The following is a 15,152-nucleotide window of genomic DNA, read 5'->3' as shown; positions in this document are numbered from 1 at the left end:
GCGGGGGTCAGGGGGCGAAGCCCCAGGGATGGGACGGGTAGGGGCGGCGGGGGCGAAACAAAGACCCCGGCACCCCCGTCACTCAACCCCCGGCAACAGCGGAGCCGTCTTCGCCGGGTTCTCCGAGAGCGCGGCCAGTGCGATGCGGATCGCCTCGTCCAGTTGCGTGTCGCGTCCCGTCGCGTAGTCCTGTGGGGCCTGGACGACCTCGACGTCCGGATCGACGCCGTGGTTCTCGACGCCCCACTCGTAACCCTCCAGCCAGAAGGCGTACTTGGGCTGGGTGACCAGCGTGCCGTCGACGAGGCGGTAGCGGCTGTCGATTCCTACGACGCCGCCCCAGGTGCGCGTACCGACCACCGGTCCGATGCCCAGCGCCTTGATCGCCGCGTTGACGATGTCGCCGTCCGAGCCCGAGAACTCGTTGGCGACGGCGACGACCGGGCCGCGCGGCGCGTCCTCGGGGTAGCTGTACGGGCGCAGTCCGCGCGGCAGGTCCCAGCCGACGATACGCCTCGCGAGCTTCTCGACGACGAGCTGGGACGTATGGCCGCCGCGGTTCTCGCGGAGGTCGACGACCAGGCCTTCCTTGGCGACCTCGATGCGCAGGTCGCGGTGGAGCTGCGCCCAGCCGGAGCCGACCATGTCGGGCACGTGGAGGTAGCCGAGCCGGCCCTCGGACTTCTCGTGGACGTACGCGCGGCGGTCGGCGACCCACGCGTGGTAGCGCAGCGGCTCCTCGTCGGAGATGGGGACGACCACGGCGTGGCGTGGATCGCCGCCCCCGGACGGGGAGATGGTCAGCTCGACCGGCTTTCCGGCCGTACCGACGAGCAGCGGTCCGGGCCCGGTCACCGGGTCGACCGGCCGCCCGGAGACGGCGACGATCGCGTCACCGGCGCGCACCGCGACGCCGGGCGCGGCGAGCGGTGCCTGTGCGTCCGGGTCGGAGGTCTCCGACGGCAGGATCCGGTCGATACGCCACTGTGCCGATCCCTGAGGGCCGTCCTCGTGGCGGGAGATGTCCGCGCCGAGCAGCCCTTGCCGCTCCCCGCTGCCGAAGCCGCCGCGCGGAGTGACGTACGCGTGCGACGTGCCGAGCTCGCCCTGCACCTCCCACAGCAGGTCGACCAGGTCGTCGTGCGTGGCGACCCGGTCGAGCACCGGCCGGTAGCGGTCGAGTACGCCGTCCCAGTCGACCCCTCCGAGGTCGGGCCGCCAGAAGTTGTCGCGCATGAGGCGGCCGGCCTCGTCGTACATCTGCCGCCACTCGGCGGCCGGGTCGACGCTCTGGCGGACCCGCGACAGGTCGACGGTGATGTTGGTGTCGCTCTCGTCGTCGTTCGAGGCGCGCCGGTCGCTCGGTACGACCTTGAGCTTGCCGTCGGTCCACAGCAGGATCCGCTTGCCGTCGCCGGTGACCGCGAAGTGGTCGGCGTCCGAGGCGAGATGCTCGATGCGCTGCTGGACGAGGTCGTAGCGCTCGAGGTCCGTCTTCGGGTCCGGGTCGTCCGGGGTGGCGCGAGAGGCGCCGAGTACACCGCGCACCGGGTGGCGCAGCCAGAGCACGCCGTCCTTGGCGGCGCGCAGCTGCGAGTAACGGGCGGCCTCGACGGGGAACGGCACGATGCGGTCGGCGAGTCCGTCCAGGTCGATACGGGTCGTGGGGGCGCCCTCGCTGTCGGGCGTCTCCTCCTTGTCGGGCGCGTCGAAGGGACGGCCGTGCCGCTGCGGCCCGAAGGGGGAGGGTGTGGTGGCGGCGAGCGTGATGAGGTGCGGCCGCGAACCGCCCACGAAGGCCAGGTCGAAGACGTGCTCGTCGTAGACCGGGTCGAAGGAGCGCGCCGAAAGGAAGGCCAGGTGCTTGCCGTCCAGGGTGAACGCGGGCGCATAGTCCCGGAAACGAAGCGGGGTCGCCTCGGTCACCGACAGGTCGGCGGTGTTGGCGAGCTTGAGCTGGCGCAGCGGGCGCGGGCCGGGATGCGACCAGGCCAGCCACGCCGAGTCGGGCGAGAACACCAGCCCGGAGACGTCGCCGTCCTCACTGCGGTCGACCTCCCGTACCTCTCCCGTCTCCCGCTCGACGAGCAGCACCCGCCCGTCGTGCGAGGCCACGGCGGCCCGGCTGCCGTCGGGCGCCACCGCGAGCCCGAGCACCCTGCCGAGCTGCCCGGCGGCGAGCCGACGCGGTGTCGCCCCGGGTGCGGCCCCGGTGGCGGGAGCGAACTCCAGCGCGTCCTCGCCCTCCGCGTCCGTCACCCACACCACATGCTCCTCGCCGTCCACGCGGAACGTACGCGGCAGCCGGGCCCGTACGCCCTGCTCGGCGGCCAGCGCCCGGGCCGGCCCCGAACGGTGGGTGACCCAGTGGACGGCGCCGCGCACGGCGATCGCGCTGCCGCGCCCGGTGTGATCGGGCGCGCCGGCCCCGAACCAGCGGGAGGCGTTCACGGGATGCGGCTGCAGATCGACGCGCTGCCCGCCGAGCCGGATGTCGAGCCGCCGCGGCTCGGCCCCGTCCAGGTCGTCGAGGATCCACAGCTCACCGGCGGACGCGTACACGACGCGCGTACCGTCGGTCGCCGCGTGGCGGGCGTAGAAACCGTCAACTGCCGTGTGCCGCCGCAGATCCGACCCGTCGGCGAGGGAGGAGTACACGGCCCCCACACCCTCGTGATCGGAGAGGAAGACGACCCGGTCCCCCACCCATGACGGGTACTCGATGTTCCCGTCCAGGTCAGCGTGCAGCCGTACGAACTCTCCCTCCCCCTCGCGATCGATCCACAGCTTGCCGGCCGTGCCGCCCCGGTATCGCTTCCACCAGGCGGCCTCGCGGCCCATGGGCGCGGACAGCAGGACGACGCCGCCGCCGGGGCCGTGGGCGACGCCTCCAACAGGCCCGTACGGAAGGGTGGTTGCTGGACCGCCGTCGAGCGGTACGGCCCGCGCCCAGCTGCGCCGCAGGCTGGCCTCGCCGTAGGTGCTGAGCGCGAGCACCCGGCCGTCCGGGGTCCAGCCGCGTACCTGGGTCCGCCAGCTGCCCCAGTACGTAAGGCGCTTGGCGGAGCCGCCGTCGATGGGGGCGATGTGCACCTCGGGGGCGCCGTCGCGGGTGGACGTCCAGGCGAGGGCCGTACCGTCCGGGGAGATGCGCGGATGGTTCACGGGGACGTTGTCCGCGCTGACCCGCCAGGCGCGACCGCCGTCGAGGGGCGCGACCCAGACGTCGTCCTCGGCGGTGAAGGTGATCAACTCGCCATGGAGATGTGGATACCGGAGGTACGCCGAGGGTGCAGCGGAAGCATGGGATGCAGCGGATGCGGTCTGTGTCACCCGATCACCCTATGCAGCGGTCCTTCCTCCGGCCAGAGCCTTGGATCACTTCCCTGGGCGGCAAGAACAGGTGGGGCTCGGCCGCTCGGTGACGGTTTTGGTCACGGTGACCGTGACGGTGGGCCCGGGCTGCTCGTGCGGTGGGGTGGTCGCGTGGTCGGCGGGCGGGGTGGAGCCGTGGTCGTCGTCGGGTGGCGTAGGGGTGTGGGTGGGTGGCGTAGGGGTGTGGGTGGGTGGCGTAGGGGTGTGGGTGGGGCCGGTGGCGGTCGGAGCGGGAGCGGTGGCGGTCGGATCGGCCGCATCGCAGTTCCCGAGGACGTCCGCCCTGAACCATTCCTTGCCGCCGACCCCGGCGGTCAGATCGCCCCGTACACACTTCCCGTCGACCTCCTGCGTCACCTTCCCCTTGATGGTGATGTCCCGTCCGTCCTTGTCCTCGCCCACACAGTCGACGGTCGCCACACTCCGCGCGCTGGGCGAACTCCCGGCGGTCGCGGCCGCGCTTTCTCCGTACGAGGCCGTGCAGCTGACCCACCGCACATCGACGCCCTGCCGCTCGAGCTCCCGCGTTCCGACCTGATCGGTGGTGATCGCCACGGCCGCGGAATTCAATCCGTCGCCGGGCTCGCAGGCGGCCATCCCGACGACGGCTACCACCACGAATCCGGCCGCGACCGGGCCTCGCCGCCACCCCTGTAAACCGTGCCGTATACGCCTCAATGCCCCCATGGGCGGCAGGGTGCCACTACGGCGGGGGGCGCGGTAGACCACATGTGGCCACGCTGAGCCGCCGGGCGCGCGAAGAGGGCCTGACGCCGTCAGGCCGTGCGGGCGCGGAGGCGGCGCAGCATGCGTGGGTCCTCGAAGCCGACCGAGCGGGCGGCGGCGTCGATCGTGGCGCCGTGGCTGATGAGGTGCTGGGCGCGTTCGAGGCGGAGGGTCTGCTGGTAGCGCAGGGGGGTCAGCCCGGTGGCTCGGGTGAAGAGGCGGGTGAGGGTGCGTTCGCTGACGCCGACGGCCACGGCCAGGGTGGGCAGCGGGAGTGGTTGGTCGAAGCGGGCGTCGATGAGGTCCTGGGCGCGGTGCACGGTGTCGTCGAGGTGGGAGCGATGGCGGAGCATCGCGCTGGACTGCGGCTCATGGCCGTTGCGGCGGGCGTAGACGACCATGTTCCGGGCCACCTGGGCAGCGACGGCCGGGCCGTGCCGGGTCGCGACCAGGTGCAGGGCCAGATCGATGCCGCTGGCGATGCCGGCCGAGGTGATCACCCGGTCGTCGACGGTGAACAGGACGTCGCGGACGACCACCGCCTCGGGGTGGCGCAGGGCCAGCTCGTCCTGCACGTCGTGGTGGGTGGTGCAGTGGCGGCCGTCGAGAAGGCCGGCCCGGCCGAGCGCCTCGGCTCCGGCGCAGACGCTGGCCACCGTTCCGCCCCCGGCGTGGTGGTCCCGGAGGACCTGCAGGGAAGCGGCGCCGATGGCGGGGGCGCCGTCGGCCAGGGTGACGGTCCGCCAGCCGGGCACCAGGATCAGATCCCCGGGCCCGAGCTTGGGCCAGTCGAGCTCGGCCACCAGTGGCAGCCCCTGGGCGGTGGAGACCTGTGGCTGCTCGGCGACGTAGGTGAGCGTGTAGGGGTGCCCGAAGCCGGCGGCCGTGGAGAAGACCTGCGCGGGGCCGGCGAGGTCCAGCAAGTGGACTCCGGGCACCAGGAAGAAGACGACGTGGCTCACGATTCGGTCATGATGCCTGACGTCCTGCCGCGGCCTCCAGCTGGTCGACCGTCGCGATGGTGGCGAAGCGTCCGGCGAGGGCGTACTCGGTGCGCCTGATGATCTCTTCGGCGGGCAGCGTGCGCGGGTCGGCCAGCAGTTCGGCGACGCTCTGGCCGGCGGGAGCGTCGCGGTGCGGGATGGGGTTGGTCGCGGTCGCGTCGGTGACGAAGGTGACCTGGTAGCCGAGGTCGGAGGCGAGGCGGGTGGTGGTCTCCACGCACTGTTCGGTGCGGATGCCGCAGACGGTGAGCTCGTGGATGCCGCGCTCGGTGAGGAGTTGCTGCAGGTTGGTGGTGGTGAAGGCGTTGTGCGAGGTCTTGTGGATCAGCGGCTCCCCATCGTCTCGCTCCAGCTCCTCCATCAGCCGGACATGGCCGAGAGCCGGGTCGAAGACATCGCCGGTGCCGGGCGCGTTGTGCAGTACCCACACCACCAGGTCCCCGGCCTGCCGGGCGAGCTGCACCAGGCGGTTCACCTGGTCGGCGATCTTCGGGTCGGAGATGGCCGCCCACAGTGGACGGACGCGGAAGGACTCCTGGACGTCGATGACGATCAGTGCTCGGGTCATGTCCCCGAGTCTGGGCCGTGCGGGTGGAGCGGCGACAGGCCGCATCGGGTCCGGGAGCGGACCGATCCGGTCATCGGTAGGTCCACCGGAACAACCGCTCCGGAAGTTGCCCCCGGCGGAGCCCGTAGCACTCGTCGCTGCGCCAACCGACCCTGCTTCGCCGGGAGTTGGACACGGTGGACGTGTCCGACGCATTGACCGTTGTCGGGCCCCGCGCTTTCATCGCGTGAGCCCTCTGCGCAGGGCCGGAGGCATGAGGGGCAGCTGTGGTCGCCCCGCGACTGAAGGGGGAGCCACCTGATGAGACCTTCCTTACGTATCTCCATGACCGCCGTCCTGGCGGCCACCCTCGCCTGTCTCGCCGGGCCCGCGGGGGCGGCGGAGGCTGTGGGCGACGAGCGGGCCCCGAGCACCGAACGGATCAGCGTGGCCCCCGACGGCACCGGCGGTAACCACCACTCGGTGGAACCGGCGGTCAGCTCGGACGGACGCGTCGTGGCCTTCCAGTCGTCGGCGACCAACCTGGTTCCCGGCACGGACGTACGGAACAGCGTCTTCTACCGGACGGCCCCTGGCGCACCGCTGCAACGCGTGGTGGTGCCGGGCGAGTCGACGTCGACACCGCAGTTGTCCGAGTCGGGGCGCCACCTGACCTTCAACTCCTTCTCGGCCACGACCACGACGTCCTCCGTGCACGTCATGGACCTGCGCACCGGGACCATCGAACACCTCGCACCCGCGATGGACGAGGGCTACCACGTGTCGTACGGGACCGCCCCGATCAGCGCGAGCGGACGGTACGTCGCCTTCGTCGCCCGGCCCGCCGTCGACGAGAACGGCGCGTTCGCCTGCCGGGTCATGCTCCTGGACCGCCGGACGCAGCAGGTACAGCAGGTCAGCCGGCCCTCGGACGGCTCGAAGAACTTCCACCAGTGCCAGCAGATCTCGATGAGCGCAGACGGCCGCAAGGTCGCCTATCTGGAGGGCTACTCGGGGCCGAGCGACAACGACCAGGGCGACATCCTGGTGTACGACCGGGTGACCGGGCAGACCGTACATGCCGACGCCACCCACGACGGCGCCCCGGCCGACAGGTCGGCGATCGCTCCGGTGCTGAGCGCCGACGGTTCCAAGGTCGGCTTCAACTCGGTGGCCACCAACCTGGTCCCCGGCAGCGATCCCAACGGGAACACCAGCACAGCCTGGAACGCCTTCGTACGTGATCTGCGCACCGGCACGCTCCAGCGGTACGACGGCCACTCCCCCACCGATCTCACCCTGGTGTCGGATCTGTCGGTGAACGGCTCCAAGCTGCTCCTGAACACGGCGGACGCGGACCGCAGGACGCTGGGGCTGATCCTGCGCGATCTGCGCACCGGCCAGGAGGATCTGCTGTCACCGGGACAGGACGGCAATCCCGTCACCGTGGGGCGAGCGGCCCTGAGCGCGGACGAGTCGACGGCCGTCTTCGACTCGTACTACCCCGGGCTGGTGCCCGATGACACGAACCTGATCGGGGACGTGTTCGTCCGCACCTTGCGCTGAGGAGGGGTGGGGGCGGCGGGGGCGAGAGCCCCCCGCCGTCAGGACCAGCGGCCCGTGCGCCCCAGGAGCAGCGCCGTCGCCGCCGTGCCCGCCGTCGACGTACGCAGCACACTGCGCCCCAGCCGGTACGCCTTCGCCCCCGCTTGGGCGAAGGCCTCCAACTCCTCCGGAGACACGCCGCCTTCAGGACCCACCACGAGCACGATCGAGCCGGAGGTGGGCAGTCCGGTGGTGGCGAGTGGCTCGCTCGGGTGGGAGCGGTCCTCGTGGAGCACCGCCGCGAAGGCCGCCGTGGTGAGGAGTGCGGCGACCTGCTTGGTGGTCATCGGGTCCGTGACGCGGGGGAACCGTACCCGGCGCGACTGTTTGCCCGCCTCCCTCGCCGTCGCCCGCCACTTGGTGAGGGCCTTGAGGCCACGGTCGCCCTTCCACTGTGTGATGCAGCGGGCGGCCGCCCAGGGGACGATCTCGTCGACGCCGGTCTCCGTCATCGTCTCGACGGCGAGTTCGCCCCGGTCGCCCTTCGGGAGTGCCTGGACGACGGTGATACGCGGCGTCGGCTCCGGCTCCTCGTGGACCTCGTGGAGTTCGGCGACCACCAGCCGGTCCTTGCCCTCGGCCGCCTTCACCACGCCCTCCGTCCAGCGCCCGCGGCCGTCCGTCAGCACCACGTCCTCGCCGGGCCGGAGCCGTTTCACGGACACGGCATGCCGCCCCTCGGGGCCGTCGAGGACGAACTCCGGGCCGGCCGGCACCTCGTCCACCACGAACACCGGCGCGGTCATCAGACGGCACCCCCGCCGGGCAAGGCCGCCAGGGCCGACTTCGCCGCGGCCAGTTCGTCCGCGAGCACCTCGACCAGCTGCTGCGCCGGCAGATCGCGGGCGAGCCGGTGCCCCTGCCCCGCCCACAACGCCATCCCCTGCGCGTCCCCCGCCTTGGCCGCCGCCTTGCGCAGGCCGGAGGTGAGGTGGTGGATCTGGGGGTACGCGGCCGGTGCGTACGGGCCGTGCTCGCGCATGAAGCGGTTCACCAGGCCGCGGGCCGGGCGGCCGGAGAAGGCGCGGGTCAGCTCCGTACGCACGAAGAGGGGGTTGGTGAGCGCCTGCTTGTGCAGGGCGTTCGCGCCGGACTCGTGCGTGGCGAGGAATGCCGTGCCGAGCTGGGCGGCGGTGGCGCCCGCGGCGAGCGCGCCGGCGATCTGGCCGCCGCGCATGATGCCTCCGGCCGCGACGATCGGGATCCGTACGGCCTCGCGGACCTGCGCGATCAAGGAGAGCAGTCCGATGCCGGAACCGTCCGTCTCCGGGTTGTCGCGGTGGGTGCCCTGGTGGCCGCCCGCCTCGACGCCCTGCACGATCACCGCGTCCGCGCCCGCCCGCTGCACGGCCTGCGCCTCCTCGACGGTGGTCGCGGTGACCATGGTGAACGTGCCGGCGCGGGCGAGGGAGTCCAGGACCTCGCGCGTGGGGCAGCCGAAGTGGAAGGAGACGATCGGCACCGGGTTGTCGAGGAGCACGGCGAGTTTGGCGTCGTAGCCGTCGTCGCGTCCGCTGTCGGGATCGCCCAGCTTGGTCTCGTACCAGGCCGACTCGCCGGCCAGCTGGTTGGCGTAGACCTCGACGGTGGCGGGGTCGGCGTACTCGGGCTGGGGCATGAAGAGGTTCACGCCGAAGGGCCGGCTGGTCGCCCCGCGCAGCTGCTTGATCTCCTGGTACATCCCGTCGGCCGTTTTGTAGCCGGCGGCGAGAAAACCGAGCCCCCCTGCCTCGGACACGGCCGCGGCGAGCTGCGGCACGGAGACGCCGCCCGCCATCGGGGCCTGCACGATCGGAAGGGGGAAAAGATCGGTCAGTGCGGAGGACATGACGGCATGTTGTCACGTCCCCAGGAGAGGACCGAATCCGGCCTTCCACCTGGCATACGCCAGGGGAATGGGCGCCGGTCAGCACCTACGGCGGAGGCCTCCGGGCACGAGAACAAGCCGCGCTCGGAGACCCCCGCAGGCGTGCTGCCAGTTCACGAGAAGCACCTGCCCTCAGCGACCGTTGAAGGCATCCTTCAGCCGCGAGAACAGACCCTGCTGCCCAGGCTGGAACTGCCCCGTAGGCCGTTCCTCCCCCCGCAGCTTGGCCAGCTCGCGCAGCAGCCGCTCCTGCTCCACATCGAGCTTGCTCGGAGTCTGGACCTCGACGTGGACGATGAGGTCGCCGCGACCGCCGCCGCGCAGATGCGTGACACCGCGGCCGTGCAGCGGGATCGACTGGCCGGACTGGGTGCCGGGGCGGATGTCGATCTCCTCCATGCCGTCGAGCGTCTCCAGCGGGACCTTCGTGCCGAGCGCCGCCGCGGTCATCGGGAGGGTGACCGTGCAGTGCAGATCGTCGCCGCGGCGCTGGAAGGCGGGGTGCGGGACCTCGTGGATCTCGACGTAGAGATCACCGGCGGGCCCGCCACCGGGACCGACCTCGCCCTCTCCGGCGAGCTGGATCCGCGTGCCGTTGTCGACACCGGCCGGGATCTTCACGGTCAGGGTCCGGCGGGAGCGTACGCGTCCGTCGCCCGCGCACTCCGGGCACGGGTTGGGTACGACCGTGCCGAAGCCCTGGCACTGCGGGCAGGGCCGGGATGTCATGACCTGGCCGAGGAAGGACCGGGTGACCTGCGAGACCTCGCCACGGCCTCGGCACATGTCACACGTCTGCGCCGAGGTACCCGGAGCCGCGCCCTCGCCGCTGCACGTGGTGCAGACGATGGCCGTGTCGACCTGGATGTCCTTCGTCGTCCCGAAGGCCGCCTCGTCGAGCTCGATCTCCAGGCGGATCATCGCGTCCTGGCCGCGCCGGGTGCGCGAGCGCGGGCCGCGCTGGGACGCCGTACCGAAGAACGCGTCCATGATGTCCGAGAAGTTCCCGAAGCCGCCCGCGCCGAAGCCGCCCGCGCCACCTGCGCCCGCCTGGGACAGCGGGTCGCCGCCGAGGTCGTAGACCTGCTTCTTCTGCGGGTCCGACAACACCTCGTACGCGGCGTTGATCTCCTTGAACCGCTCCTGCGTCTTCGGATCAGGATTGACGTCCGGATGCAGCTCGCGGGCGAGTCTCCGGAAGGCCTTCTTGATCTCGTCCTGTGACGCGTCGCGGCGCACGCCGAGTACGGCGTAGTAGTCCGTGGCCACTTACGACTCCGCCAGGATCTGTCCGACGTACCGTGCCACCGCTCGTACCGCTCCCATCGTTCCCGGGTAATCCATGCGGGTCGGTCCGACCACGCCGAGTTTGGCTACTGCCTCGCCGCCCGAACCGTAACCGACAGAGACGACCGAAGTGGAGTTGAGTCCCTCATAGGCGTTCTCATGACCGATCCGCACCGTCATACCCGAATCGCTTGCCTCGCCAAGGAGTTTGAGGAGGACGACCTGCTCCTCCAATGCTTCCAGAACGGGCCGGATCGTGAGGGGAAAGTCATGTCCGAAGCGGGTGAGATTGGCGGTGCCGCCGATCATCAGCCGCTCCTCGGTCTCCTCGACGAGCGTCTCCAGGAGGGTGGAGAGCACCGTCGAGACCGTGCCGCGGTCCTCGGCCTCGAAGGCCTCCGGCAGGTCCTGCACCAGCTGCGGGACGTCTGTGAACCGGCGGCCCGCGACCCGGCTGTTGAGCCGCGCGCGTAGATCCGCCAGAGACGTCTCCCCGAACGGTGCCGGGCAGTCGATCATGCGCTGCTCGACCCGGCCCGTGTCCGTGATCAGTACGAGCATGACGCGGGCCGGAGCCAGCGACAGCAGCTCCACGTGCCGCACCGTCGAACGGGTCAGGGACGGATACTGCACCACGGCGACCTGCCGGGTGAGCTGCGCCAGCAGTCGTACGGTCCGGCCCACCACGTCGTCCAGATCGACCGCGCCGTCGAGGAAGTTCTGGATCGCCCGTCGCTCGGGCGCCGTCATCGGCTTGACGCCCGCGAGCTTGTCGACGAAGAGGCGGTAGCCCTTGTCCGTGGGGATGCGTCCGGCGCTGGTGTGCGGCTGTGCGATGTAGCCCTCGTCCTCAAGCGCCGCCATGTCGTTGCGCACCGTCGCCGGGGAGACTCCGAGGCTGTGCCGCTCGGTGAGCGCCTTGGAACCCACCGGCTCTTCCGTGCCCACGTAGTCCTGGACGATGGCGCGGAGCACTTCGAGCCTGCGTTCACTGAGCATCGCGCACACCTCCAGCTGGACTTTCCCGTGGTCGTCGCCTGTCTTCGGTTGGCACTCATCGCGCACGAGTGCCAGCATCCCGGCTCAAGTGTACGGCCGTGGGGTGGCGCCCCGGCAAGGGCGGACCTGAGCCGCTGATCCGAGGTGTACGGGCATGTCCTGCTCTGTCGGGGACATACAGCTAGCGTCGTTGCATGACGGTGACTTGGGAAGAGTCCGCGGGATGGTGAACACGGTCTGGGCGGTGTCGGGGTGGGAGGAGCTGGCACCCGGAGTCGGGCGGTGCCGTCTTCCCGTGTGGGACTGCACGGCCGGCCTGGTGGTGGGCGAGGGGGCGGCGCTCGTGGTCGACGCGGGGTCGAGCGTGCCGGAGGGCGTACGGCTGCGTACGGAGGCACAAGAGCTCCTCGGGGGTGGAAGGGTCACCCATCTCGCGCTCACGCATCCCCACTTCGACCATGTCCTCGGGGCGGCGGCGTTCGCGGGGGTCGAGGTCTTCGGGGCGGTGGGCGTGGACCGGGTGCTCGTTCACGACCGCGAAGAGCTGCGCGCGGATGCCGTACGCAACGGCGCCGATCCGCTCGAGGCGGCCGAGGCGGCGGATCTCCTCGTCCGGCCGCGGCACCTGGTGTCCGGCGAGTGGACGCTGGACCTGGGCGGCGGCCGACAGGTCCTGCTGGCGAACGTGGGCCCCGGCCACACACCCCACGATCTGGCGGTCCTGGTCCCCGGCACGCCCGGGACCCCCGGCACGCCTGGCGCGGACTGTCCCGAGGTCGTCTTCTGCGGCGACCTGGTCGAGGAGTCCGGCGAACCCCAGGCCGGCCCCGACGCCGTACCGTCCCACTGGCCCGCGGCCCTGGACCGCCTGCTGGCCCTGGGCGGCGAGGACGCGGTGTACGTTCCCGGGCACGGCGCCGCGGTCGACGCGGCCTTCGTCCGGGCCCAACGGGACGCGCTGGCAAGGCGTTTCGGGGTCTCGTGAAGGTCGTGAAGGTATCGTCTGCCGAATGCGCCAGTACTCACCGGATCTGACCCCTCCCTGGAAGAAGCCCAAGCCGGTACCGGAAGTCCCGGCGGAGCCGGGCCTGGTCGTCGAGGAGCCCGGCACCGGCTTCTGCGGCGCCGTGATCCGCTGCGAGGCGGCCACGGTCACGCTGGAGGACCGCTTCGGCAAACACCGCGTGTTCCCGCTGGAGCCGCGCGGCTTCCTGCTGGAGGGCCGGGTGGTGACGCTCGTACGTCCGTCGTCGGCGCCGGTACGTCCCACGCGCACGGCCTCCGGCTCGGTGGCCGTCCCCGGCGCCCGCGCCCGCGTGGCCCGTGCCGGGCGCATCTACGTCGAGGGTCGCCACGACGCGGAACTGGTCGAGAAGGTCTGGGGCGACGACCTGCGCATCGAGGGCGTGGTCGTCGAGTACCTCGAGGGCATCGACGACCTCCCGTCGATCGTGGCCGATTTCGCCCCCGGCCCGGATGCCCGCCTGGGCGTCCTGGTCGACCACCTGGTGCCGGGCAGCAAGGAGTCCCGGATCGCGGAGGCGGTGACGAGTGAGTACGCGTTGGTGGTGGGCCATCCGTACATCGACGTCTGGGAGGCGGTGAAGCCGTCGTCGGTGCGGATTGCGGCCTGGCCCCGCATCCCGCACGGGCAGGACTGGAAGACGGGGGTGTGCCGGGCGCTGGGCTGGCCGGAGAACACGGGGGCGGCGTGGGAGCGGATCCTTGGCTCGGTGCGCTCGTACAGGGACCTGGAGCCGGCGCTGCTGGGGAGGGTGGAGGAGCTGATCGACTTCGTTACGGCCAGCGATGGGGCCTGACTTTCTCGTACGTGGCAAATTCGCTGGTGTCCAGTTCGACGCCGATGGGCTCCAAGGGCGTGAGGTCTCCGAACTTGGTGATCCGCTGGCACCGGTAGTCCGCATCCTCTCCAGCGCCTGTCGGCTCGGTGAGCAGAACGCACTGGCCCATGACGGGGTCGATGATGAAGTAGGCGGGGATCCTTGCCGCTGCGTAGATCGAACGCTTGACACCGTAGTCTCGGTCCACGCTTGTCTTGGAGACGACCTCCACCAGCAGGGTGATGACCTCGGACGGCATCAACCTTCCGTGGCCGGGTCCGGCACCCCGCTCGACAACCACAAGATCCGGCTGCGGCTCGCTGGTCTCTTCGAGGATGGCGATGTCCTGGGTCTGAAGCCGCCGCCATTGCCGCCGAGGGATCTGGTCCTGAACCGCTTCCACGATGTCGTTGTGGGCCACATCTGGCCCCGCCATCATCACAATTACCCCCCGGAGGAGTTCGACTTTGAAGCCGTCGGGAACCTCAAGGTCCTCGAAGATCTTCACGATGCCGGTGGTCATCGGTCGGTCGTCCACAGCGGTCATCTCCGCAACCCTCCGGTTTCCGCCACCGTGCGTTTACGGCGGCAGCCTACGAACAAGGTTAGGGGCCGAACCGACGTTCCGTAGTGATTCACCCGCAGGAGTGATCAGTCCACCAAGTCCCTGACCACCGCATCCGCCAGCAGCCGCCCCCGCAGGGCAAGCACAGCGCGCCCCTCCTCGTACGGCCCGGCTTCGAGGAGGCCCTCAGCCAGCGCCCGCCGGGACGCGGCGAGCCCATCCGGCCGCAGCAAGGACAGCGGGCAACCCTCGCGGAGCCGTAGCTCCAAGAGGATCCGCTCCACCCGGCGGTCCTCCTCAGACAGGAGCTCCCGCCCGGCCCCGGGCGACTTGCCCGCCGCCAAGGCGCCCGCATACGCGCCCGGATGCTTCACGTTCCACCACCGCACACCCCCCACATGGCTGTGCGCGCCGGGTCCCGCGCCCCACCAGTCGGCCCCCCGCCAGTACAACTCGTTGTGCACACACCGCCCGGCCCCGGACGTGGCCCAGTTCGACACCTCGTACCACTCGAACCCCGCCCCCGACAGCACCTCGTCCGCGATCAGGTACCGGTCCGCGTGGACGTCGTCGTCCGTCATCGGAACCTCACCCCGCCGGATCCGCCGCGCCAGCTGCGTCCCTTCCTCGACGATCAACGCGTACGCCGACACATGGTCCGGTCCGGCCCCCAGAGCCGCCTCCAACGACGCCCGCCAGTCATCGTCCGACTCCCCCGGCGTCCCATAGATCAGGTCCAGGTTCACGTGCTCGAACCCCGCCGCCCGCGCCTCGGCGACACACGCCTCGGGGCGCCCCGGCGTATGCGTACGGTCGAGCACCTTCAGCACATGCTGCCGGGCGCTCTGCATCCCGAACGAGATCCGGTTGAAGCCCCCGGCGCGCAGGGCTGCCAGATACGCCGGATCCACCGACTCCGGATTCGCCTCCGTCGTGATCTCCGCATCCTCCGCGAGCCCGAACTCCTCCCGGATCGCCCCCAGCATCCGTACGAGATCACCGGCGGCCAGCAGCGTGGGCGTACCGCCGCCGACGAAAACCGTGCGGACCGGACGAGGGTCGTCGCCCAGGACCTTGCGGGCGAGGCGGACCTCGTCGATCAGGGTCGACGCGTAGTTGTCGCGGGAGGCGAGCACGCCCCCGCTGCCCCGCAGCTCGGTCGCGGTGTACGTGTTGAAGTCGCAGTAGCCGCAGCGCGTCGCGCAGTACGGCACGTGCAGATAGAACCCGAGGGGGCGTGAGGCCGCGCCCGTCAGGGCGTGGGCGGGGAGCGTCCCGTCGTCGGGGACGGGCTCACCGTCGGGAAGTGCGGAAGGCATGCCTTCCATTGTCCAGC

General features: G+C 71.1%; 13 protein-coding genes. 3 read left to right on the top strand and 10 right to left on the bottom strand.

What is annotated here, in order from left to right; all coding sequences use genetic code 11:
* Positions 1–78: 78 nt before the first annotated feature.
* The 4 genes from ABD357_RS42250 to ABD357_RS42235 form a co-directional block, all read right to left on the bottom strand.
* The gene (locus ABD357_RS42250) at positions 79–3,333 is read right to left on the bottom strand and encodes a S41 family peptidase (protein WP_486389238.1); all 3,255 of its coding nucleotides are present in this window, start codon (positions 3,331–3,333) and stop codon (positions 79–81) included.
* Positions 3,334–3,378: 45 nt separating this feature from the next.
* Positions 3,379–3,993: a hypothetical protein gene (locus ABD357_RS42245; protein ID WP_344396890.1), complete on the bottom strand. Its 615-nt coding sequence runs from the start codon at positions 3,991–3,993 to the stop codon at positions 3,379–3,381.
* 158 nt (positions 3,994–4,151) lie between these two features.
* On the bottom strand, positions 4,152–5,063 hold the full coding sequence (locus ABD357_RS42240; protein ID WP_344396889.1) for a GlxA family transcriptional regulator: 912 nt from the start codon (positions 5,061–5,063) through the stop codon (positions 4,152–4,154).
* Positions 5,064–5,070: 7 nt separating this feature from the next.
* Complete coding sequence (locus tag ABD357_RS42235; RefSeq protein ID WP_344396888.1) at positions 5,071–5,673, bottom strand: isochorismatase family protein; 603 nt, start codon at positions 5,671–5,673, stop codon at positions 5,071–5,073.
* A gap of 300 nt (positions 5,674–5,973) precedes the next feature.
* Here ABD357_RS42235 and ABD357_RS42230 point away from each other — a divergent pair, with 300 nt between their 5' ends.
* Positions 5,974–7,218: a TolB family protein gene (locus tag ABD357_RS42230; RefSeq protein ID WP_344396886.1), complete on the top strand. Its 1,245-nt coding sequence runs from the start codon at positions 5,974–5,976 to the stop codon at positions 7,216–7,218.
* Between the two features lie 38 nt (positions 7,219–7,256).
* On the opposite strand, the gene ABD357_RS42225 is transcribed toward ABD357_RS42230, so the two are convergent.
* The 4 genes from ABD357_RS42225 to hrcA form a co-directional block, all read right to left on the bottom strand.
* A complete protein-coding gene (locus ABD357_RS42225) occupies positions 7,257–8,003 on the bottom strand; it encodes a 16S rRNA (uracil(1498)-N(3))-methyltransferase (protein ID WP_344396885.1) in 747 nt (248 codons plus the stop codon).
* Positions 8,003–9,085 carry a nitronate monooxygenase gene (locus ABD357_RS42220; protein ID WP_344396884.1) on the bottom strand — a complete coding sequence of 361 codons (1,083 nt, stop codon included), beginning with the start codon at positions 9,083–9,085 and terminating at the stop codon, positions 8,003–8,005. The genes ABD357_RS42225 and ABD357_RS42220 overlap by 1 nt, the downstream gene beginning before the upstream one ends.
* A 171-nt stretch (positions 9,086–9,256) precedes the next feature.
* Entirely contained in the window at positions 9,257–10,393 is a 1,137-nt protein-coding gene (dnaJ, locus tag ABD357_RS42215; RefSeq protein WP_344396883.1) for a molecular chaperone DnaJ, read from the bottom strand.
* The gene (gene hrcA / locus ABD357_RS42210; protein WP_344396932.1) at positions 10,394–11,410 is read right to left on the bottom strand and encodes a heat-inducible transcriptional repressor HrcA; all 1,017 of its coding nucleotides are present in this window, start codon (positions 11,408–11,410) and stop codon (positions 10,394–10,396) included. It abuts the gene before it with no gap.
* Positions 11,411–11,633: 223 nt separating this feature from the next.
* Between hrcA and ABD357_RS42205 the strand changes: the two genes are divergently transcribed.
* Together ABD357_RS42205 and ABD357_RS42200 are read left to right on the top strand one after the other, a co-directional pair.
* A complete protein-coding gene (locus tag ABD357_RS42205) occupies positions 11,634–12,395 on the top strand; it encodes an MBL fold metallo-hydrolase (protein ID WP_344396882.1) in 762 nt (253 codons plus the stop codon).
* Positions 12,396–12,420: 25 nt separating this feature from the next.
* Positions 12,421–13,230, top strand: coding sequence for a DUF3097 domain-containing protein (locus ABD357_RS42200; RefSeq protein WP_344396881.1), 810 nt, complete (start codon positions 12,421–12,423; stop codon positions 13,228–13,230).
* On the opposite strand, the gene ABD357_RS42195 is transcribed toward ABD357_RS42200, so the two are convergent.
* Positions 13,208–13,798, bottom strand: coding sequence for a Uma2 family endonuclease (locus ABD357_RS42195; protein ID WP_344396880.1), 591 nt, complete (start codon positions 13,796–13,798; stop codon positions 13,208–13,210). The genes ABD357_RS42200 and ABD357_RS42195 overlap by 23 nt on opposite strands.
* 104 nt (positions 13,799–13,902) lie before the next feature.
* The gene (gene hemW, locus ABD357_RS42190) at positions 13,903–15,135 is read right to left on the bottom strand and encodes a radical SAM family heme chaperone HemW (protein ID WP_344396879.1); all 1,233 of its coding nucleotides are present in this window, start codon (positions 15,133–15,135) and stop codon (positions 13,903–13,905) included.
* Positions 15,136–15,152: the final 17 nt, after the last annotated feature.

The organism is Streptomyces vastus, from assembly GCF_039532825.1.
GTDB lineage: Bacteria > Actinomycetota > Actinomycetes > Streptomycetales > Streptomycetaceae > Streptomyces > Streptomyces vastus.
Note: the sequence above shows the minus strand (reverse complement) of the source record. Positions and strands in the feature narration are given on the sequence as shown.

Bases quoted from the DNA above. Each gene is read 5' to 3' on its own strand.
- ABD357_RS42235 (WP_344396888.1), bottom strand. From the start codon at position 5,673: ATGACCCGAGCACTGATCGTCATCGACGTCCAGGAGTCCTTCCGCGTC.
- ABD357_RS42230 (WP_344396886.1), top strand. From the start codon at position 5,974: ATGAGACCTTCCTTACGTATCTCCATGACCGCCGTCCTGGCGGCCACC.
- ABD357_RS42225 (WP_344396885.1), bottom strand. From the start codon at position 8,003: ATGACCGCGCCGGTGTTCGTGGTGGACGAGGTGCCGGCCGGCCCGGAG.
- ABD357_RS42220 (WP_344396884.1), bottom strand. From the start codon at position 9,085: ATGTCCTCCGCACTGACCGATCTTTTCCCCCTTCCGATCGTGCAGGCC.
- hrcA (WP_344396932.1), bottom strand. From the start codon at position 11,410: ATGCTCAGTGAACGCAGGCTCGAAGTGCTCCGCGCCATCGTCCAGGAC.
- ABD357_RS42205 (WP_344396882.1), top strand. From the start codon at position 11,634: ATGGTGAACACGGTCTGGGCGGTGTCGGGGTGGGAGGAGCTGGCACCC.
- ABD357_RS42200 (WP_344396881.1), top strand. From the start codon at position 12,421: ATGCGCCAGTACTCACCGGATCTGACCCCTCCCTGGAAGAAGCCCAAG.
- ABD357_RS42195 (WP_344396880.1), bottom strand. From the start codon at position 13,798: ATGACCGCTGTGGACGACCGACCGATGACCACCGGCATCGTGAAGATC.
- hemW (WP_344396879.1), bottom strand. From the start codon at position 15,135: ATGCCTTCCGCACTTCCCGACGGTGAGCCCGTCCCCGACGACGGGACG.